Source organism: Methylorubrum podarium (genome assembly GCF_022179745.1).
Taxonomy (GTDB): Bacteria; Pseudomonadota; Alphaproteobacteria; order Rhizobiales; family Beijerinckiaceae; genus Methylobacterium; species Methylobacterium podarium.
Window position 1 is genome coordinate 1 of the sequence record NZ_BPRD01000217.1, and the last position, 20318, is coordinate 20318.

Annotated in this window: 14 protein-coding genes; 13 read left to right on the top strand and 1 reads right to left on the bottom strand. The window is 73.6% G+C overall.

What is annotated here, in order from left to right:
• On the top strand, window positions 1–882 hold an 882-nt coding region (locus tag MFF42_RS11755), incomplete at its 5' end, for a L,D-transpeptidase family protein (protein WP_238255915.1).
• Between the two features lie 36 nt (window positions 883–918).
• The gene (locus tag MFF42_RS11760) at window positions 919–1641 is read left to right on the top strand and encodes a cytochrome c biogenesis CcdA family protein (protein ID WP_012752938.1); all 723 of its coding nucleotides are present in this window, start codon (window positions 919–921) and stop codon (window positions 1639–1641) included.
• Between the two features lie 145 nt (window positions 1642–1786).
• Here MFF42_RS11760 and MFF42_RS11765 read toward each other — a convergent pair whose 3' ends face one another.
• Entirely contained in the window at window positions 1787–1978 is a 192-nt protein-coding gene (locus MFF42_RS11765; RefSeq protein WP_009861980.1) for a hypothetical protein, read from the bottom strand.
• Between the two features lie 444 nt (window positions 1979–2422).
• Here MFF42_RS11765 and dgt point away from each other — a divergent pair, with 444 nt between their 5' ends.
• From dgt to MFF42_RS11820, 11 genes are all read left to right on the top strand, one after another.
• Window positions 2423–3868, top strand: coding sequence for a dGTP triphosphohydrolase (gene dgt / locus MFF42_RS11770; RefSeq protein WP_012752937.1), 1446 nt, complete (start codon window positions 2423–2425; stop codon window positions 3866–3868).
• On the top strand, window positions 3861–4661 hold the full coding sequence (locus tag MFF42_RS11775; RefSeq protein WP_012752936.1) for a hypothetical protein: 801 nt from the start codon (window positions 3861–3863) through the stop codon (window positions 4659–4661). The genes dgt and MFF42_RS11775 overlap by 8 nt, the downstream gene beginning before the upstream one ends.
• Before the next feature lie 58 nt (window positions 4662–4719).
• Window positions 4720–7239 (top strand): tellurite resistance TerB family protein, encoded by a 2520-nt coding sequence (locus tag MFF42_RS11780; RefSeq protein ID WP_238255916.1) that lies wholly within the window; start codon window positions 4720–4722, stop codon window positions 7237–7239.
• Window positions 7240–7243: 4 nt separating this feature from the next.
• The gene (locus MFF42_RS11785; RefSeq protein WP_066925038.1) at window positions 7244–8569 is read left to right on the top strand and encodes an ATP-binding protein; all 1326 of its coding nucleotides are present in this window, start codon (window positions 7244–7246) and stop codon (window positions 8567–8569) included.
• On the top strand, window positions 8544–10811 hold the full coding sequence (locus tag MFF42_RS11790) for a DEAD/DEAH box helicase (RefSeq protein ID WP_012752933.1): 2268 nt from the start codon (window positions 8544–8546) through the stop codon (window positions 10809–10811). Before MFF42_RS11785 ends, MFF42_RS11790 begins: the two co-directional genes overlap by 26 nt.
• Before the next feature lie 244 nt (window positions 10812–11055).
• A complete protein-coding gene (locus tag MFF42_RS11795) occupies window positions 11056–13716 on the top strand; it encodes a PD-(D/E)XK nuclease family protein (RefSeq protein ID WP_238255917.1) in 2661 nt (886 codons plus the stop codon).
• A complete protein-coding gene (locus MFF42_RS11800; protein ID WP_066918778.1) occupies window positions 13716–17090 on the top strand; it encodes a UvrD-helicase domain-containing protein in 3375 nt (1124 codons plus the stop codon). Before MFF42_RS11795 ends, MFF42_RS11800 begins: the two co-directional genes overlap by 1 nt.
• A gap of 777 nt (window positions 17091–17867) precedes the next feature.
• Complete coding sequence (locus tag MFF42_RS11805) at window positions 17868–18191, top strand: ArsR/SmtB family transcription factor (protein WP_012752930.1); 324 nt, start codon at window positions 17868–17870, stop codon at window positions 18189–18191.
• A 678-nt stretch (window positions 18192–18869) separates the two neighbouring features.
• Window positions 18870–19295 (top strand): YeeE/YedE family protein, encoded by a 426-nt coding sequence (locus MFF42_RS11810; protein ID WP_066918776.1) that lies wholly within the window; start codon window positions 18870–18872, stop codon window positions 19293–19295.
• 2 nt (window positions 19296–19297) lie between these two features.
• Window positions 19298–19756: a YeeE/YedE family protein gene (locus MFF42_RS11815; protein ID WP_012752928.1), complete on the top strand. Its 459-nt coding sequence runs from the start codon at window positions 19298–19300 to the stop codon at window positions 19754–19756.
• Window positions 19756–20318: sulfite exporter TauE/SafE family protein (locus tag MFF42_RS11820; protein ID WP_238255918.1), on the top strand; the 563-nt coding region annotated here is incomplete at its 3' end. The genes MFF42_RS11815 and MFF42_RS11820, both read left to right, overlap by 1 nt.

Below are 20318 nucleotides of genomic sequence, written 5' to 3' on the forward strand. Positions count from 1 at the left end.
GAGCTCTGGAAGCGCGGCGCGGACGGCAGGTACGCCCTCCTGAAGACCTATCCGATGTGCCGCTGGTCGGGCCAGCTCGGGCCCAAGACCCGGGAGGGGGACCGGCAGGCGCCGGAGGGCTTCTACGCGGTCACGCCCGCGTCCCTGAACCCGAATTCGAGCCTCTATCTCTCGTTCGACCTCGGGTACCCGAACGAGTACGACCGCTCCCTGGGACGCACGGGCGCGCACCTGATGGTGCACGGCTCCTGCTCGTCGCGGGGCTGCTTCGCGATGACGGACGAGGCGATCTCGGAGCTCTATGCCGTGGTGCGCGAGGCCTTCGCGGGCGGGCAGCGTGCCGTCCAGTTCCAATCCTATCCGTTCCGCATGACCCCGGAGAACCTGGCCCGGCATCGGCAGGATCCGAACGTCGCGTTCTGGAGGAACCTCAAGGAGGGGTCCGACCGCTTCGAGGTGACGTGGGCCGAGCCGGTCGTCGGCGCCGCGGGCGGTCGCTACGTGTTCGATGCCGGCGGCGACGAGGCCACGGCCGGCGCGGTCGCGCGGAAGCAGGCGGACGACGAGCGGCAGGTCGCCGCCCTCGTGGCGAGCGGGACGCCGGCCGTCCGGCTGGTGTACGAGGACGGTGGCCAGCACCGGGCTTTCCGCGAGACCATGATGGCGATGGGAAACGGGCTCGGCGAGGTGAGCCGCCCCGAGGCCCTGGCCGCAGGGCCGCGCGAGGTCGCGATGCCGGCCTCGGGCCCGGTTGCCCTTGCCGGACAGCGCGAGCCGGTCCGGGGTGCGGCGGCACGCAAGCCGCCGGGGCCCGGCGGGACCGAGGCGGAGCGCCAGCGCCCCCGCAAGACCTTCGCCGCGGCGGGGGACGGGCGGGAGTGACGAGCCTGCCTTCATCCCTGCGCCGGGCCTGAGACCATGGCCATCGACGCCTCAAGCGTGGGCTTCGTGGCGGCCTTCGCGGCCGGCGCCGTGTCGTTCCTGTCGCCCTGCGTGCTGCCCCTCGTCCCGGGCTACGTGTCCTACGTCGCGGGCCAGTCGGCTGCCGGCGGGCGCGACAGCCTGCGCACGCTCGGCCTGAGCCTCTGCTTCGTGCTCGGGTTCACGACCGTCTTCGTCGCGTTCGGCGCGGGGGCGAGCGCGCTCGGCTTCGCCCTGCTCGCCCATCGCGAGGCGCTGAACCTCGCCTCGGGCCTCCTCGTGATCCTGTTCGGCCTGTTCACGGCCGGTCTGCTGCGGCCCGCCTGGCTGCAGCGCGAGCTGCGCTGGCACGGCGATCCGCCGGGGCGAGGGCCGGTCGCCGCCTATCTCCTCGGAACGGCCTTCGCCTTCGGATGGACCCCCTGCATCGGTCCCGTCCTCGGCGCCATCCTGGCGGTCACGGCCTCCTCGGCCTCGGGCAAGGGCGTCGCCCTGCTCACCGTCTACTCGCTCGGCCTCGGCGTGCCGTTCGTGGCCGCGGCCCTGTTCCTGTCCGGCTTCGTCGCGCGCCTTCGGACCCTGCGCTGGTTCGGCCGTGCCCTTCAGGTGGTCGGCGGCGGCGTCATGGTGGCGATGGGTCTGCTGATGATCACCGACCGCATGACCGCCGTGGCCGCCCTCATCCTGGAGGCCTTCCCCGCGCTCGGGCGGATCGGTTGAGCCGGGCGAGCGCGCAGGCGCCCGCGCGGCGGCAGAGGCAGCCGCCGAGGCAGGGCGTCGTTCGCGCGGAGCGGGTCAGCTTCGTGGCCGCCGGCGCGGGATCCGGACCTCGCCGTCCCCAACCCGGGGACGGAACGACGGCGGGTCAGGAACGTAGGGAGGCGCGCCTCAAGCGAGCTTCGCGCGCGGCGCGGATCGGCGCGAGGCGGTCGCGCAGGGCCTCCATCCGAGCGATCTTCTCGCCGAAGGTCAGGGCGGCGAGCTCGCGGCGCCCTTCCGCTTTCCGAGCAAGGATGTCGGACCGGTCGGGATAGGCAGCGGTCGAAGCGTTCTTCATGACACCGTCGACCCTACGGCGCACCGATCCGCGACGCCAACCACCGGGCGGAAGGCCTGCCACTTCTCGACCGGCTTGATCCGTACCGACACGGGGGCCGGGCCGTTCAGCCAAGCTGACGCGTCGCCCTTCCCGCGATCCGGCGGGCATAGAGGAGGCCGCCGGCGCCCGCGTCAGGCGTACGGGACCGCTGCCGACGGCATCCGTGCGAGGCCGCATGCCTGCCCGGCCGCCCCTCAGCGCCGCCGCCATCGTTCCCGCAATGTTCCCTTTCCGGTCCGGGTGCCCTACCCTCTTGCGACGCGGGCCGGCACCATGCGGAAACGAATCCGTGGACAACGGCCGGAATCGGACGTGACGGGCGGGAGAGCCGGAACGTAGACCATGCGTCATGCGGTTGTGGGAGGCGGCGGAGCCGGCGTCGCCGCGGGGACAGGACCGAGGATGGGCGAGCAACTCGACTGGACGGCCCTTCTGAATTCCCGGCGTCGCAAGCCGAGGCCCGGCGGGAAGGCGCACGAACCGAGGCTGGGCGAGGATCGGACCCAGCACGAACGCGATCACGACCGCATCCTGTTCTCCACCCCGGTGCGGCGCCTCCAGGACAAGACGCAGGTCTTCCCGCTGGAGCGCAACGACAGCGTCCGCACGCGGCTGACCCACAGCCACGAGGTGGCGAACATGGCGCGGAGCATGGGGACCACCCTGGCCTTCGTCCACGGCGAGGCGCTCGGCTTCCCGGCGTCGGTCGAGCCCCTGCGCAACGTGCCGGCCCTGCTGGAGGCCATCGGGCTCGCCCACGACCTCGGCAACCCGCCTTTCGGGCACCAGGGCGAGACCGCGATCCAGACCTGGATGAAGCGTCACGCGACACCCCGTTCGGAGGAGCCGGGCTCCTTCGCGATCTTCGACGCGCCGGGCCTGACCGAGCCGATGCGCCGGGACTTCCTGGCGTTCGAGGGCAACGCGCAGGCGTTCCGCTTGCTGACCCGGCTGCAGATCCTGAACGACGATTTCGGGCTCAACATGACCTACGCCTTCCTGGCGGCCCTGATGAAGTACCCCGTGCCCTCGGACGCGGTCGACAAGTCGTCCCATGCCCGGAAGAAGTTCAACTTCTTCCAGTCCGAGGCCGGCATCGCCGCGGAGGTCTGGGCGGAGACCGGGCTGCGCCAGGGCGTGCGGCATCCGCTGACCTTCGTGATGGAGGCTTGCGACGACATCGCCTACTCGGTCGTGGACGTCGAGGACGCCGCCAAGAAGAACCTGATCAACTTCAACGTGCTGACGGCGTGGCTGCGCCACGATGCCTGCGACGACGAGGTCACCCTCGGGGTCTGCGAGCGGGCGGAGCGCTACCATGCCGACTTCCGCGACGAGGGACTCTCGCCCGGGGAACTCGACGACATCTCGATGCAGATGTTCCGCGTCGACGCCATCGGGACGATGGTCCGGGCGGCCGTCGGGGCCTTCGTCGCCAACCGGGACGCCATCATGGCCGGCGCGTTCGACAGGGAGTTGATGGCGGCCTCGGACGCCGTCGTGCTGTGGACCTCGCTCAAGCGCTTCGCGAAGTTCCACGTCTACCGCCACCGCAGCGTCCTTGAGGTCGAGCTCGCCGGCCACCGCACGCTCCACGAGCTCATGGACATGTTCTGGACGGCCGTGGTCGAGCGCAAGGACCCGGACGACCTGAGGTCGGATCGCGAGGCCCTGCCGGCCTACGTCTACTCCCGGATCTCGGAGAACTACCGGCGGGTCGCCGAGGCTCCGGGCAACCGGATGCCGATGCGCTACCGGGAGTTGCAACTCATCACCGACATGATCTCGGGCATGACCGATACCTTCGCGGTATCGCTGCGCGACGACCTGGGGCGGCACCATGGCTGACCCGGGCAGGCGCGCCCGGGACGGGGCCGAGCTGGGCCGGCGGATGCGGGCCTTCCTCGCGGACGAGGCCCGTGGCGGCGACGAGATCGCGGACCTGATCGGCCACCTGGGCCAGGCCGGCGAGGTCGCCATCTTCGGGGGCATGCCCCGCGACATCGCCTGGGGCGGGGCCGACGCGTTCGGGTCGGACGTGGACCTCGTCGTGGACACCGCGCCGGGGCGCCTGGCGGAGCTGCTGCGCGACGGCCGCGCCGTGCGCAACCGTTTCGGCGGGTACCGGATCGCCGGCCGCCGGCACTCCTACGACGTCTGGGCCCTCCCCTCCACCTGGGCGGTGCGCACCGGCCACGTCCGCGCGACGCGCCTGGCCGACCTCGTCCACACGACCTTCTTCGACCGGGACGCCGTGCTGTACCTGTGCGGCTGCCACCGGGTTCACCACGGCCCGCGGTTCGCGGCCTGGCTGGGTCACGGCACGGTCGACATCAACCTGGAGGAAGACCCGAACCCGCGCGGCACGGCGCTCCGGGCGCTGCGCATCCTCCTCGAACCCGGGCAGGCCGTCGGCCCGAGGCTGGCCGACTACCTGCGCCGGATGGCGACGGCGCCCGGCCACCATCTCGACGCGGATACCGTGTCGCGGCTCGCCGCGGCGGCGAACCTTGCCGGCGCGCCGTCCCGGCCTGTCGGACCCGTGGCGCAGCGCCGGTGCAGCCCTGCCGAGGGCCGGGCTCGGGCACGGGATTGGCGCGCCGACCCTGCTGGGCGCAGGGGTGGCCGTGGCGAGCGGTGAGGCGCGGTCCATGGCAGGGCGCGAACCGGGGGCCGGCCGAGCCCGGGAAGGCCTTCTGTTGCTCGGATCGGCCGTGGCGCTGGCGGCCGCCGCGATGCAGTTCGTCCAGGTGGGCTGGCCGGCCCTCGTCACGGGCGCGACGGTCCTCCTGGTCGGCTGGATGAGCCTCGGACGCCGTTCGGGCGACCGCGCGACGGGCGCGGGCGCGACCACGGAAGCCGCGAGCGCGCCGGTCGACCCCGCGCCGTCCACGATCCATGCTCCGCCTGACCTCGCCATCCCCGCGACCCCCCTGCCCGCCCCGCCCGAGGGACCGCGAGACACGTTCGGTCGACGGCCCCCCGAGGCGGTTGCCTCCGAGGCGCACGTCGAGCCTGCCTTCACGGTCACGCCCCTACCCGACGATCCCGCGCCCGTGCCGCAACCCTCGCCGGAGGGGCGCGGCAAGCGGGGCCGGTCGGCGCGCTGGGTCCCTCCCGGCGAACCGGTCGAGATCCAGGGCCTGACGGTGACGGGAGGGCTGATCTACGTCGGCGAGAAGCTCGGGTCGGATCCGTGGCGCAGGGAGAACTGCCTGATCGATCCCGCGCTTCCCGTGGCGAAGGCGGGGCGGGGCTCGGCGACCGGCCTGACCTACTGGTGCCGGTACGACGGGCTGAACCCGGCGGGCCGCCGCGCCTACCTGGACTGGCTGGCCGGGGGGCGCTCCGACCCCGCGGCCAGCATCGCGCTCGTCTTCCTGTACTTCTACGGTCTGGAATACCGGCTGTTCAAGGAAGGGGTCGCGGCCGACGCGCCCGTGCTGGTCGCGGAGGTCGAGCGCCTGCGCGCGATCTACGGGGCGAACAGCTCGTTCCAGGCCTATGCGCGGAGCTTCGTCGAGGCCGCCCGGCTGTTGGTGCCCGCGGCGGAGGAGCGGCGTCCCGAGCTGAACCTCGACCCGAATTTCTACAGCTACGAACTGCCGCTCGCCGTCAGGGTCCATCTCGGCCGGAAGCTGGCCGACGGCCAGCCCCTCGACGCGGACGACGCCCTCCTCTGGCTGGCGGGCCTGCCCGACCGCGGCTTCCGCACGCCGGTGACGCGATGCCCGGACGAGTTCGCGGCGCTCTGGCGCCTCCGGTTCCCGGCCAAATACCCGAAGGGACTCAAGGTCGGCGCGCCGAAGGCGCGGATCAAGGCGTCCTATCGAGCCGCCAGTTCGACGTTCCAGGTGGACCTCAAGGCGCCGGGGTCCCTGCCCGATATCGCTGCCGTCTCCGCCCCCGTGAGGAAGCTCCGCGAGCTCGTCGAGGCCTGCACCGACGAGCTCGATGCGTTCAGCCGCTTCGTCGGCAGGCGCCCGGACGCCCGCGGGAGCGTGCAGGCGGCCCTGCTCCTGCCGCCGGACCTGGCCTGCGCAGGCGACGCGTGGACGGCCGTCGGCGAGCGCTGCGAGGCCCTGTTCGCCGCCGGAGCGGCCATGCCGGCCACGTCCCTGCGCCGGCTGCTTGAGGTGATGGAGATCCCGCTGCCGGAGGAAGGCCGCGTGCCGCAGGCCGGCGTGACGCAGCTCTGCCAAGCGCTCGACCGGGTCGGCATCGGCATCGAACCGGACCGCCGCTACGGGCCGGAACCTCGCGCCGGCGCCTCGGCCTCGGACGCCGATGCGGCGGTCGTCCTGTTCAAGGGGGCCGCCGGGGCACCGGTCGACGCGACACGCCCCGAGTACCTGGCGCTGCGCGGCGTCATCGAGGCCGCATGCCTCGCCGCGGCGTCGGACGGCGCGGTGTCCCAGGGCGCCGCCGACGGGATGCTCGCCGCGATCCGGGGCACCGATACCCTCAGCCTTGCCGAGAAATCCCGCCTGACCGCCTACGCCCTGTCGATCCACCGCAACCCGCCGAAGCCGCAGGGGATCCTGAGGCGGTTGGCGGGCCGCCCCCTGTCCGAGCGCCAGGCCTGCGCGCGGGCGGCGCTCGCGGCCGTCATGGCCGGCGGTCAAGCCAAACCCGCGGAGGTGCGGTTCCTCGAACGGTTGCACGCGTTCCTCGCGCTGCCGGCCGACGGGATCTACGCCGCCCTGCATCGCGGGCCGCTCGGGTCGGCCGCGTCGGCGGAGCCGCGGGGCGCCGACGGGAGCCAACCGCGCGGGGACGTCGGCGACCGCGCTTCCGGGCGCGTCGTCATCGACGCATCGCGGCTGGAGCGCGTTCGCCGCGAGACGCAGGCGGTCGCAAGCCTGCTCTCGGACATCTTCGTCGAGGACTCGGCGCCCGGGTCAGGTGCGGGCACGGTTTCGCCGCCGGGTGGCGTCGCCCCGGAAGCGCCCGCGCCGGCACCGGCGGACACGGGCCCGGCCGGGCTCGATCCGGCCCATGCCGGCCTGCTCGCCGCGGTCGCCGCATCCCCGGACCCGATGCCGCGCGAGGCGTTCGACCGGGCGGCCCGCGCGAACGGCCTGTTTCCCGACGGGGCGCTTGAGACCATCAACGAATGGGGCTTCGAGCGCTTCGACGAGGCCTTGATCGAGCACGACGACCCGGTCACCATCGCGGCCCACCTTCGCCTCCACCTGCTCCCCAGCACCACCGCCTAGCCCCATGCAGCCAGCCCCGACCATCCGCCCGCGGGACCGTGACGCGATCCTGCAGGCCCTCTCGGCCGGCGTCGTGCCGCGCACGGGCCTGCGCCACGTCCAGGTCGGGCGCGCCGCCGAGATCGCCGCCCTGGTGCGCGACATCGACCGCGTCGCCGACGAGGGGTCCTCGATCCGGTTCGTGATCGGCGAGTACGGGGCCGGGAAGACCTTCTTCCTCAACCTGGTCCGGCTCGTCGCCCTCGAACGCAAGCTCGTCACCGTGCACGCGGACCTCGCGCCGGACCGCCGCTTGCACGCCAGCGCGGGGCAGGCGCGGGCCCTCTACGCCGAGGCCCTGCGCAACATGGCGACCCGCACCAAGCCGGACGGGGGCGCCCTGGGCAGCGTCGTCGAGCGCTTCGTCACGGACGCGGTCAAGGAGGCGCAACAGGCCGGCCTGCCCGTCGAGCGGGTCATCGACCGCAGGCTCGCGCCGCTCCAGGACGAGGTCGGGGGCTACGACTACGCGGTCGTCCTGAAGGCGTACTGGCGCGGGAGCGAGGACGGGAACGAGGCGCTGAAGGCGGCGGCCCTGCGCTGGCTCCGCGGCGAGTTCTCGACGCGGACCGAGGCCCGGCAGGCGCTGGGCGTGCGGACCATCGTCGACGACGACAACGTCTACGACGCGCTCAAGCTGCTCGCCGCCTTCGTCCGGCTCGCGGGCTACGGCGGCCTGTTCGTCGTCTTCGACGAGCTGGTCAACCTGTACAAGCTCCAGAGCGCGCAGGCGCGCAACCAGAACTTCGAGCAGGTCCTGCGCATCCTCAACGATGTGCTGCAGGGGAACGTGCGCGGGCTCGGCCTGGCCCTGGGCGGCACGCCGGAATTCCTGCTCGACACCCGCCGCGGGCTGTACAGCTACCAGGCGCTCCAGAGCCGGCTGGCGGAGAATGCCTTCGCGAAGGGCGGCCTGGTCGACCTGTCGGGCCCGGTGATCCGGCTGCAGAACCTGACCCCGGAGGACATGCTGATCCTGCTGTCGAACATCCGGGCGGTGTTCGCCGGCGGCGACCCCGCCAGGCACCTCGTGCCGGACGAGGCGCTCGGCGCCTTCATGGGTCACTGCAACGACCGGATCGGCGAGGCCTACTTCCGGACGCCGCGCAACACGATCCGCGCCTTCGTTCAATTGCTTGCCGTCATCGAGCAGAACCCCGGCACGGGCTGGAAGGAGCTGCTCGGGCACGTCGAGGTCCGCAGCGACGACCAGGCAGATGACGCCGGGGCGGACGCCGACGTCCCCTCCAGCCCGGCGCCCGGCGATGAGCTCGTCAGCTTCCGCCTCTGAGCGGCGCCTCCGCGACGGGGCCTTCGACCGCCTCGCCCCGGAGGTCCGCTCCTGGATCCGGGAGCAGGGTTGGACGGGGCTGCGGGACATCCAGGCGCGCGCGATCGACGCCGTCCTCGACGGCGGTGACGACGTGTTGGTCGCCGCGGCGACGGCGGCCGGCAAGACCGAGGCGGCCTTCCTGCCCATCCTGACCCGGATCGCCGGCCGGGCCGAACCCGGCCTGGCGGTGCTCTACGTGAGCCCCCTGAAGGCGCTCATCAACGACCAGTTCCAGCGGCTCGACCAGCTCTGCGAGCGGATGGAGATCCCGCTTGTCCGCTGGCACGGGGATGCGCCGCAATCGGCCAAGGCGCGGATGCTGGCCAAGCCGGCCGGCATCGCCCTGATCACCCCGGAATCCGTCGAGGCCCTGCTGATCCGGCGTCCCGCCGATGCCAGTCGATTGCTGGCGGCGTTGGATTTCGTGGTCGTCGACGAAGTGCATGCCCTCCTGTCGGGCCCACGGGGGCTCCACCTGGCGTCGCTGCTGAGACGTGTCGAGGCCCTCGGCGCGCCGGGCAGGACGCGACGGGTCGGCCTGTCGGCCACCATCGGCGACGCCGAGGCTGCGGCGGCCTGGCTTCGCCCGACCGCGCCGGAGCGCGTCCGCCTGCTCCAGGACGGCGGGGCCGGCCTGGACCTCCAGCTTCGGATCCTCGGCTACCTGGAGCCGCTCGACGCCGACGGCACCGACGGGGCCGAGGCGGAGGGCGCGGCCGGCGCAGGGCCGGTGCCGGCACTCGACGCGATCACGGACCACCTGTTCGCCTCGCTGAGGGGCAGCAACAACCTGGTCTTCGGCGGCTCCAGGCGGCTGGTGGAGGCCCTCTCCGACAGGCTGCGGCGCCGGGCCGAACGGGGCGAGGTCCCCAACGAGTTCTTCCCGCACCACGGCAACCTCTCCAAGGAGTTGCGCGAGGAGCTCGAAAGCCGCCTCAAGGACGCGTCCCTGCCGACCACCGCGGTCTGCACCTCCACCCTGGAACTGGGCATCGACATCGGCTCGGTGCGGTCCGTCGCCCAGGTCGGCGCGCCCCGCTCGCTGGCGTCGCTGCGGCAGCGCCTGGGCCGGACGGGGCGGCGGCCGGGCGTGCCCGCCATCCTCCGGATCTACGTCCGCGAGCAGGAGCTCGACACGCGCTCCTCGGTCCTCGACGAGCTTCGCCAGGACGCGGTGCGCGCGGTCGCGGCCATCCGCCTGCTCGCCGCCCGCTTCGTGGAGCCGCCGCTGGCCAGCGACGCCGCGCTCGCGACCGCCCTGCTGCACCAGGTCCTGTCCGTGATCGCGCAGCGCGGCGGCGCCCGGGCCGACGCGCTCCATCGGCTTCTCTGCGGTCCCGGGGTGTTCGCCTCGGTGACGCCGGGCGACTTCGCGGAGCTGCTGCGCGGCGCGGCCCGGACGGGGGTGGGCCTCATCGAGCAGGCGCCGGACGGCACGCTGCTCCTGGGCGAGCGCGGCGAGCGCCTCGTCCACGCGCGCGAGTTCTACGCCCTGTTCGACAGCGGGGCGGAGTGGCGCCTGGTCGCCGGGACCCGGGCGCTCGGCACGATCCCGCTCACCAACGCGGTCGCCCAGGGCACCCTGGTCGTCTTCGCCGGGCGCCGCTGGCTGGTCGAGGAGGTGGACGAGCGGGCCCACGTCCTGCAGGTCTCCGCGCACCGGGGCGGGGTGATCCCGAAGTTCGAGCGGCTGTTCGCCGAGCCCACGCACGACCGCCTCCTCGCGGAGATGCGCGGCGTCTTCGAGGCCGACGACGTGCCGGCCTACCTCGACGCGCGGGCCCGCACCTTCCTCGCGGAGGGGCGGTCGGCCTACCGCCGCCTCGGTCTGGGACGCTCCCGGATGGTGCACACCGGGCGCGACCTTCACCTCTTCGCGTGGCGCGGCAGCGCGACGTGCGACGTCCTGGCGGTCATCCTGTCGATGCTCGGGTTGCCGGCGGAGCCGCACGACCTTGGCGTCACGCTCCCCGGGGTGAGCCCGGACGACGCCCGAGCGGTCCTGCGCAGGGTTGCGAGCATGGTGCCGGGCGATTTCGCGGCCGTCGCGGAGTTCGTCGGGACCATCCAGACCGCGAAGTACGACGAGCATGTTCCGGAGACGCTGCTGCGGCGCTTCTGGGCCCGGCGAAACGAGGGCGTCCTGGCGCGGATGCCGGGCTTGGCCGCCGAGATGCTCGACGGCGTGCCCGAAGCCTGACGCCCGGTGACGGGCGCGGCCGAGCGGGCCCAGGGGAAGCTGGCGACCCCGAGCGGGCCGCGCTGGGCACGGGCGCGCCGGGAAGAGCGCGCAAGCTCGCGCCCGGGCGCGGAGCCAAAGCCTCGGCCATCGTCAGGTTCGAGCAGGTTGTGCACGGCTGGGCCGGGGCGACTCGTACGAGCTTGACCGTTTCTTCAGCCTCGCCGGAGATGGGTGACGGTCGACGGTCGGGGAAATGATTCGCATGATGGCGCGCCGGACGGTGGTGATCCAAGGCCGCCTCGCCATGTCGGACGGCCGGCTGGCCGCCGCGCGCCGGTCCGACCATGGCGTCCAGCTCATGCCCGTGGAGCGCATGGTGGCGCGCCTCGCCGGGGGCTTCGCGCGACCGGTCGACGACGAGACGCTCAAGAGCCTTCTGCCGGCCGCCCTCGCCGAAACGGACCTCGGCGAGCTCGATCCCATCAAGACGCTGCCGGGCATGGTCGACGCCGCCGCCGAGACCGTGCGGAAGGCGTGGCTGGCCGCCTTCGACCTGGCGCGGTCGGCCGACCCGGCCGACCGGACCGCCTCGGTCCGGCGCCTGGAGGAGGCCGTCCTCGCCCGCCTGCCGGCCGGGATGATGCGGCCCGTCGACCTCGCCGAGGCCGCGCGGGCGCGTCTCGCCCACGCGCCGCGGGTGCTCGGGCCCGTCGAGATCGTCGGGCTCCCGGACGTGCCGCCGTGCTGGCGCGGCCTCGTCGCATCCCTGGTCGCGCACGTTCCCGTGACCTGGGTGGCGGGGCCGCGCTCCGTCCCGGATTGGGTGGAGGCGGCCGGCATCCGCGTCGTCACGTGCGCGCCGGAACGGCCGGCGGTCGCGGTCTGCAGCGCGGCGACCCCGAGGCACGAGGTCCTGGAGGCGCTGCGCTGGGCCCGCGAGCTGATGGCGTCCGGGCAGGCCGCGCCCGCGGACATCGCGGTCGCGGCCTGCCGCACCGAGGAGTACGACGACGTCGTGCTCGCGCTCCGGGCGGAGGCGAACCTCGACGTGCGCTTCGTCCACGGGGTGCCCGCCGCCAGCGTCCGCGAGGGGCAGGCCGCGGCCGCCCTCGCCGACGTCCTGGTCAGGGGGATCTCGCAGGACGGCGTCCGCCGCTTGGCGGCCCTCCTGCGCGACGGCCCCGGTCCCTTCGCCGCGTTGCCCGAGCGATGGACCCGCGTCCTTCCGCGCGAGGCGCCGCTGACCGACCCGACGGCCTGGGAACGGCTGCTGAACAGCCTCCGGGCAGAGGATTTCCCGGACGGGCAGGACCACGTCCCGGCGCTGCGGGACGTCGTGGGCGTGCTCGTGCAGGGCGTGTCGGTCGCGGCGGAGGCGGGAGAGCGCTTCCTGCACGGCCTGGCGCTCCGGATCTGGCGCAAGGCCTTGATCGAGGGGGCGCCGGCCGTCGTCGACCTGACGCTGGGACGCCTGCGCATCGACGACGGGGCGGACGCCTGCGCCTCGGTCGTCTGGGCCCCCGCCTCGGCGCTGGCCGCCGCCCCGCGGCGCTTCGTGCGCCTGCTCGGGCTGAGCTCGCGCGGCTGGCCGCAGGTCAGCGCGGAAGATCGGCTGCTGTCGGACCATCTCGTGCCGTCCCGTCTTCTCGACCCCTTCCCCAGGCCGCTGGCCGACAGGAGCGACTTCCGCGCGATTCTGGCCACCAGCGCCGGGGCCGTCGTGCTGTCCCGGCCGCGGCGCGGCCCCGACGGGCGCCTGCTCGGGAGGAGCCCGCTGCTGCGCGAGTTCGGCGCGGCCGAGACCTACCTGGGGCGCAACCGCGTCCCGGCCCACGCCGTGGGCGAGGTCGACCGACTCATGGCCCGGCCGGCGGAGTTCCGCGCGACGGCCCCGGCCATCTGCGCGGCGGGCTGCTGGCGGGCCTGGGGCCGGGCGGAGCTGACCGCGCACGACGGGCGCGTCCGGCCGGACCACCCGGTCGTGCTCGCGATCCTGGATCGCACCCATTCCGCCCGGTCGCTGCGCAAGCTCCTGCGCGACCCGCTGGGCTTCGTCTGGACCTACGGGCTCGGCCTGGAGACGGCCGACGCGGCCGCGGAGCCGCTCACGCTCGGTCATCAGGCCTTCGGCAACCTCCTGCACGAGGTGCTCGAACGCGCGGTGGTCGCCCTGGAGGCGGATGGCGGCTTCGCCCCGTCGACGGACGCGGGCAAGCGCCGGGCGCTGGCCGCGGTCCTCGCCACCGTCGCCGAGGTCTGGGAGCGCGAGCGCCCGATCCCGCCGCGGCTGATCTGGCGGCGGACCCTGGACGAGACGGCCGCGCTCGCCCTGGCCGCGCTCACCCACCCCGACCAGCCTCTCCTCGGGCAGGGAAGCTGGGTCGAGGTCCCGTTCGGCGGGCAGCCGCCGAAGCGCGACCACCACCCCCTCCCCTGGGACAGCGACGCCACGGTCACGATACCCGGCACCGGTTTCCGGATCTCCGGCTACATCGACCGGCTCGACCTGTCGCACGACCGCGGCAGCGCGCGGGTGCGCGACTACAAGACCGGCAAGCCCCGCGAGGCGGGGACGGTCCTCGACGGCGGCCGCGAACTGCAGCGGTGCCTGTACGGCTACGCCACCCGCGTGCTCCTCGGCGCGGACGTGTCGATCGATGCCTCGCTGCACTTCCCGCGGGAATTCCTGTGCCTCCGGCTCGAACGGCCGGACGAGGCCCTCGACGAGCTGGCCACGTATCTCGTCGCGGCCGGCGCGAGCCTGCGGGCCGGCAACGCCTTCGCCGGCCCCGATGCCCGGGATGCCTGGAACGACCTGGCCTTCGCGCTGCCGGCGAACGCCGACAAGACCTACTGCCCGCGCAAGCACGACCTGGTGACGACGGCGCTCGGCGAGGCCGCCCGCGTCTGGGAGGCCGCCTGATGACCGCCCACGACCGGGGCCTCGCCGACGCGGCCCAGCGCGCGCTCGCCATGACCGCCCACGACAGGTCGCTGCTCGTGGAGGCCGGGGCCGGATCCGGGAAGACGGCGCTGATGGCCGGCCGCATCGCCATGATGCTGGCCGCGGGCGTCGCCCCCGGATCCATCGCGGCGGTCACCTTCACGGAACTCGCCGCCAGCGAGCTGCTGGAGCGCGTCGGCGAGGTCGTCGGCCGGCTGGTCGAGGGGCAGGTCCCGGAGGAGCTGCGGGTCGTCCTCCCGAACGGGTTGTCTCCGGATCAGCGAGCCCGGCTGGTCGAGGCCGGCGAGCATCTCGACGCGCTGGCCTGCACCACCATCCACGGGTTCTGCCAGCGCCTGGTCAAGCCCTACCCGGTCGAGGCCGACATCGACCCGGGCGCCCGGGTCGCCGACGAGGCGGAGGCGGACGGCATCTTCCAGGATCTGCGCGACGGCTGGCTCCGCGAGTGCCTCTCCGGCGGCGGCGGCCTTGTCGCGGAGATGGTGCTGGCCGACCCGGACGCGGCCCTGGCGGCCATCGACCGCGTGGCCGGCTGCCTGCGCGAGGGGCGCGCGGTGGGCACCGCGCCGGCGGAACCCCTTCCCGACCTGGTGCGGGCCTTCGGCGCCAGCGTGCAGGCCTTCGCGGACTTCCAGCGGAGCTGCGGGGTTTCCGAGGGTGAGACCGCCGCGAACGTGCGGGCGTTCCAGGCGATGGCCGCGCGGCTGCCGGACACCGGCGTCGCCGACGCCGACCTCGTCGCCATCCTGACGGCGGCGGCGGAGGCGAGCCTGTGCAAGGCGGACGGCGACTTCGCGAAGTACCGCGGGGGCAAAGGCAAGTGGGCCGGCGCCGCCAAGCTGGTCGGCCTTCCGAAGACGGAGGCCGACCGGCTCCAGGCGTCGGCCGAGCGCCTGCACGTCGCGTGCTGCGAGGCTTGGCGCCGGCTGAAGGCCAACGCCGCGAGCGAACTCCTGGCCAGGCTCGTCGGAACGGTGCGGACCGTTCTCGACCGGTACCAGGCCCGAAAGCGCGACGGCGCCCTGCTCGATTTCGACGACCTGATCGCCGCGGCCGCCACGCTGCTCCGCGCGCACGAGACCGTGCGGCAGGCGCTGGGGCGCCGCTACCGCCACGTCCTGGTCGACGAGTTCCAGGACACGGACCCGATTCAGACGGAGATCCTCTGGCGGCTGTGCGGCGAGCTGCCCGACGGCGCGGCCGACGCGTGGACGGAACGCGTGCTGCGGCCGGGCGCGCTGTTCCTGGTCGGCGATCCGAAGCAGGCGATCTACCGCTTCCGCGGGGCGGACGTGTCGACCTACGTCCGGGCGCGCGACCGCATCCTCGCGCGCTCGCCCGACGACGTCCTCGCGATCTCGACGAACTTCCGGTCCTGCCGCTCGATCCTCGCCTACGTGGACGAACGCTTCGGCGACATCCTGAACGGGGTCGGGCAACCCGGGTTCGCGGCGCTCGACGCCTTCCATCCCGACCACGACCGCGGACCCTGCATCGCGGCGCTCGACGTGCCGGCCGGTGCCGACGGGGCGAAGCGGACCGCGGAGGCGCTGCGCGACGCCGAGGCGGAAGCGGTCGCGGACCTTTGCGCGCGCCTGATCGGGCACCAGCTCGTGACCTGCAAGCGCGCGGGCACCCGCACGCTCCGGGCCGGCGACATCGCGCTGCTGGCACCGAGCGGGAGCGACCTCTGGCGGTACGAGGAGGCGCTTGAGGCCAGGGGCATCCCCGTCTCGACCCAGGCCGGCAAGGGCTTCTTCCGGCGGCAGGAGGTGCATGACCTGATCGCGCTGACGCGGGTGCTCGCCGACCCGCGCGACACGCTCGCGCTCGGGGCCCTGCTGCGGGGGCCGGCCGTCGGCCTGACCGACGAGGAGTTGCTCGACCTCGTCGACGGACTGCCGCGCGACCCGGAGCGCCCGGAGAGCGTCCCCAGGCTGCGCCTGCACGTCGATGTCGCGCACGTGAACCATCCGGTGGCCCGGCCGGTGCTGGAACGGTTGCAGGCCCTGGCGAAGCGGGCGCTCGGCACGACACCGCACGACATCCTCAGCCAAGCCGTCGACGCGCTCATGCTGCGCCCGGTGGTGCAGCAGCGTCACGACGGCCACGCCGAGAGGGCGCTGGCCAACATCGACCTGTTCCTGGAAATGTCGCGCCCGTTCGCCGTGCGCGGCCTGCGGGCCTTCGCGGGGGCGATGAGGGCGGCCTGGGAGGGCCGGACGCGCACGGTCGAGGGCCGGCCGGACGCGCAGGAGGCCGCGGTCTCCTTGCTCACCATGCACGCGTCCAAGGGGCTCGAATGGCCCGTCGTGATCCCGATCAACACCACCACCCGGACCAAGGCCGTCTCCGGAGCCCTGGTCGACCGCGCCTCGAACTGTCTCTACTGCCCGGTCTTCGGGGTGCGCCCGGCCGGTTACGACGAGGCGCTGGAGGCCGAGAAGCGCGAGGTCGGGAACGAGCGGGTCCGCCTCTGGTACGTGGCGGCGACGCGGGCCCGCGAGACGCTGGTGCTCACGCGGTTCGCCGAGCCGGGCGCCAGCACGTCCTGGTCGGCGGTGGTCGACCTCGGGCTGGCGGATTTGCCGTCCATCGACGTGGAGCGGCTGCCGGTCGGGACGCCGGCCGTCGCGCCGGAATTCGCGAACGGTCAGACACGGGAAATCTTCGCCGCCGAGGCCGCCGCCGTCGCCCGGCAGCGCCGCTTGCGCTGGATCGTCCCCAGCCGCGGCGATGCGGCGGGTCCCGAGACGTCCGGCGCCCCCGGCCTGGTCGAGGGCGGTACCGACGGCGGGCGCGGACCCGGGGGACGGCCGACAGGCAGCCGGGAGCGCGGCATCCTCATCCACAAGCTGCTGGAGGAGATCCTCACGGGCGAGGCGAGCGAAGGCGACGATCTCGGACGGCGCGCCGGGCTCCTCGCCCGGCAGCTCGGTCTCGGAACCGGCGACGCTGCCGGGGCCGAGGTCGACCTGGCCGAGGTCGCGGCCAGCGTGACCCGGGCGCTCGGCCTTCCCGAGATCGCCGGGATCCGCGAGCGCCTCCAGGCCGAGTTGCCCGTGTTCGGGTTCGAGAGCCTCGCCGACGAGGACCAGGCGACGGCGGGCGTGGTGGACGCGATTGCCTGCGACGCGGTCGGCAAGCCGGACATCGTGGTGGACTGGAAAAGCGACGTGGATCCTGCGGAGGCGGTCCTCGCCGACTACCGGCGTCAGGTGGCCCGATACCTTCTCGCGACGGGCGCGCGCCTCGGCCTGATCGTCTTCGTGACGAGCGGCCGGGTCGTCCCGGTGACCCGCGCCGCGATGGCCGACGTCGGGGCTGGATGAGCGACGAGGAAGAGCGGCCGGGCTTCCGCAGGCCGCTGCGCGGGCATCACCCGGCCTGTTCGGAAGGCCGCCATGTTCCCGGAACGGAGGGTCCGGTGCCGATGCCTGGGGAGAAGCCTTGCCTCGACGTGGGAGCCTGCGCCTTCGCGAACGGCGGAGGAAGGCACTCATCACTTGCCAGGTCAACGCGGCTCGGCCTGCTCCGGCTCGTGAATGAGCAAGGACGCAGAGTGTGAGCAAGTTCAAGCGGTTGACAGCGGATCCCCGGGTCTGCGTGAAGAGCGCATGAAACAGTCCGTTCCCGGGGATCGGCAGGCTCGGTCGCTGGCCGGCGCCGACGGGCGTGGGCGGGCGCGTGTGCTCTGCCCGTCCCGGTGTGGCCGACGCCGCCGTCCCGTGCTGGCCGCGGCGCGGACCATGAACCCGTTGCGCGAGAGCGACCTGCCGGGCGGTCTCCCCCGAGCGCGTGCCGAGCCCGCCGCTGCCGACTGAATTCCGGTGGCGCCGCCTTGAGACGTCCATCAGAGAGCTTCCCGGACGGCTTCGAGCGCGCGCTCCCGCCCGCAGGCGCGGTTGTCCTGCGTCCCACGGTGGACTCACCGGCTTCGACGGATGATGCTCCCGCGGGAAACATGCGATGCCGGGCGAAGATGTCGAGCGCGTTACGCGCCGGCCACGTCTGCCTGCCCGGCATCGCCAGGGTTGGGAATTCCTGTCAGAGCCACCATGTTAGTGCCAGCTAAAACAGGGTTGTCTAATACAGGGCGGCCGACGTCGATGGATGCGGTGACAACGACCGACCTGCTGCGTCTTCAGGACAAGGCGGCCGATGCCGCGCGCCTGCTGCGCCTTCTCGCGAACGAGAAGCGTCTCCTCATCCTATGCCTGCTGGTCGCCCGGGGCGAGATGGACGTGACGAGCCTGGCCGAGGCGGTGGACCTCAGCCAATCGGCCCTCTCGCAGCATCTTGCCAAGCTGCGCGAGGACGGGCTGGTCGCCTTCCGGCGCGAGAGCCAGACGCTCCACTATCGCCTGGAGGATCCCCGCGCCGCGCGCCTGCTCGCGACGCTCAAGGACATCTTCTGCCCGGAGGCGGGCTGATCGGGTAACCAGGGCTCCGCCAGGCGCGCGCTCCGCCGCGTCGGCGGCTTGGCCGTCCACCCAGCGCCGCCGTGACGGCGTGGTCGACCCGGCTGCCACGGTCGTCGGCTCCGGGGCCAACCGGATCGGAACCCCCGGCGTGCCCGCAGGGCGTCGCGCTCGACATCGATCGCCCGGGCGGCCCGAAGGTCGAGGCGCCTCAGGACAGGCAACGGCGGGCCCCAGTCCTGGACGGCGTGAGGCGGCAGAAAGGCGGCCACGGCCGCCGGGAGCCGTGACCGGCGCCGGTCCGTGACCGCTCCCGAGAGCCATCCCGGCCAGCGTCGCCGCGTTGGCCGCCGACGTGGGCCCGCGATCCCATTCCCGTCCAGTTCGCGCGACCGCCGGCCGCTCGCCTCGGGATGCCCCCGTGCCAGCGGAGGCTCTCGTGAAGCGCCGCCTCGATCCGGCGGTTCACGCCAGGGGCGGTGTGGAGCGCGGCCCGTTCCGCCGTCCCGGACCATCCGGCGTCTCCCCGCCATCCCTTGACATTTGATTAGATATTTCTAATTTAGACATCACTAATCTGGTGGCGCCGTCGCTGGACGCTGCCGCTCACGACGGCCACGCCCCCGGCGCCTGAGGGATCGCTCCAAGCCTGCGCGAGACGCCCGGCACCGCGGTCCAGGAGTGAGTGCCATGGATACCTTCACCCCGCTTTCCGCCGTTTTCGGCGGTCTCATGATCGGCGCCTCCGCAGCGCTCTTCCTGATACTCAACGGCCGCATCGCGGGCGTCAGCGGCATTCTGGGCGGCCTGCTGCCGCCGAGCACCGGCGGGATCGGCTGGCGCGCCGCCTTCCTCGCCGGCCTGCTTCTCGCGCCCCTCGTCCACGCCGGCCTCGGCGGCGGCAGGCCGCCCGTGGCGGTCGAGGCCTCGCTCCCGCTCCTCGGGCTTGCGGGATTGCTGGTCGGTTTCGGCGCGCGGCTCGGAGCCGGCTGCACCAGCGGCCACGGCGTCTGCGGCGTCGGCCGCGGCTCGCCCCGCTCCCTCGTGGCGACCGGCACATTCATGGCCGCCGCCGCCGTGACGGTCTTCGTCACGCGTCACCTGATCGGAGCCTGACCATGTCCAGGATCGTGTCCGCGTTCGCGGCCGGCCTGCTGTTCGGGCTTGGCCTCATCGTCTCCGGCATGGCCAACCCGGCCAAGGTCCTCGCCTTCCTCGACGTGACCGGCCGCTGGGACCCGAGCCTCGCCTTCGTCATGGCGGGTGCCGTCACGGTCTCGGCCGCCGGTTACCGCATCGCGACGCGCCGGGGCCGGCCAGTGCTCGCGCCCAAGCTGGAGATCCCGACGCGGCGCGACCTCGATCCGCGCTTGCTGACGGGCGCCGCGGTCTTCGGCATCGGCTGGGGCTTGGCCGGCCTCTGCCCCGGGCCGGCGCTGACCCTCCTCTCGGTCGTGCCGACCCGGGCCGCGGTCTTCGTCGCCGCCATGGTCGTCGGCATGCTGCTGTTCCAGGCCCTGCCATCCGCCGTCTCCCGGCAAGCGGCGTCCACCTCTGCCGCGCCGGCGGATGCGTGATGGCGAGCTTCGTCACCTTCGGCCTGGCGGCGGGCTCGGGTGGGCTCGTCGGCGTGGTCCTCGGCCTCGTCGGCGGAGGCGGCTCGATCCTGGCAGTGCCCCTCCTGACCTACGCGGTCGGCGTGAACTCGCCCCATGTCGCCATCGGCACCAGCGCCCTGGCGGTCTCGGTCAGCGCGGCCGGCAACCTCGTCCCGCAGTGGCGGGCCGGGAACGTGAAGTGGCGGTGCGCAGGGGCGTTCTCGCTCGCCGGCGTCCTCGGCGCCCTGGCCGGCTCGGCCGCGGCCAGGGCGGTCGACGGGCAGAGCCTGCTCGCCCTGTTCGGGTTCGTGATGCTGGCGGTCGGCGGCCTGATGCTGCGCCGGCGGCGCGGCGAGGGCGATCCGGACGTGCGCCTGACCAAACGGAGCGCCCCGGTGCTCCTGCCCTGGCTGCTCGGCATCGGGTTCGCGGTGGGCCTGTTCTCCGGCTTCTTCGGAATCGGCGGAGGCTTCCTGATCGTGCCGGGCCTGATGCTGGCGACGTCCATGCCGCTGCCCATGGCCATCGGCACCTCGCTGGT

Coding starts and splice junctions, on each gene's coding strand:
- MFF42_RS11760 (WP_012752938.1), top strand. CDS start 919: ATGGCCATCGACGCCTCAAGCGTGGGCTTCGTGGCGGCCTTCGCGGCC.
- MFF42_RS11765 (WP_009861980.1), bottom strand. CDS start 1,978: ATGAAGAACGCTTCGACCGCTGCCTATCCCGACCGGTCCGACATCCTT.
- dgt (WP_012752937.1), top strand. CDS start 2,423: ATGGGCGAGCAACTCGACTGGACGGCCCTTCTGAATTCCCGGCGTCGC.
- MFF42_RS11775 (WP_012752936.1), top strand. CDS start 3,861: ATGGCTGACCCGGGCAGGCGCGCCCGGGACGGGGCCGAGCTGGGCCGG.
- MFF42_RS11785 (WP_066925038.1), top strand. CDS start 7,244: ATGCAGCCAGCCCCGACCATCCGCCCGCGGGACCGTGACGCGATCCTG.
- MFF42_RS11790 (WP_012752933.1), top strand. CDS start 8,544: ATGAGCTCGTCAGCTTCCGCCTCTGAGCGGCGCCTCCGCGACGGGGCC.
- MFF42_RS11795 (WP_238255917.1), top strand. CDS start 11,056: ATGATGGCGCGCCGGACGGTGGTGATCCAAGGCCGCCTCGCCATGTCG.
- MFF42_RS11800 (WP_066918778.1), top strand. CDS start 13,716: ATGACCGCCCACGACCGGGGCCTCGCCGACGCGGCCCAGCGCGCGCTC.
- MFF42_RS11805 (WP_012752930.1), top strand. CDS start 17,868: ATGGATGCGGTGACAACGACCGACCTGCTGCGTCTTCAGGACAAGGCG.
- MFF42_RS11810 (WP_066918776.1), top strand. CDS start 18,870: ATGGATACCTTCACCCCGCTTTCCGCCGTTTTCGGCGGTCTCATGATC.
- MFF42_RS11815 (WP_012752928.1), top strand. CDS start 19,298: ATGTCCAGGATCGTGTCCGCGTTCGCGGCCGGCCTGCTGTTCGGGCTT.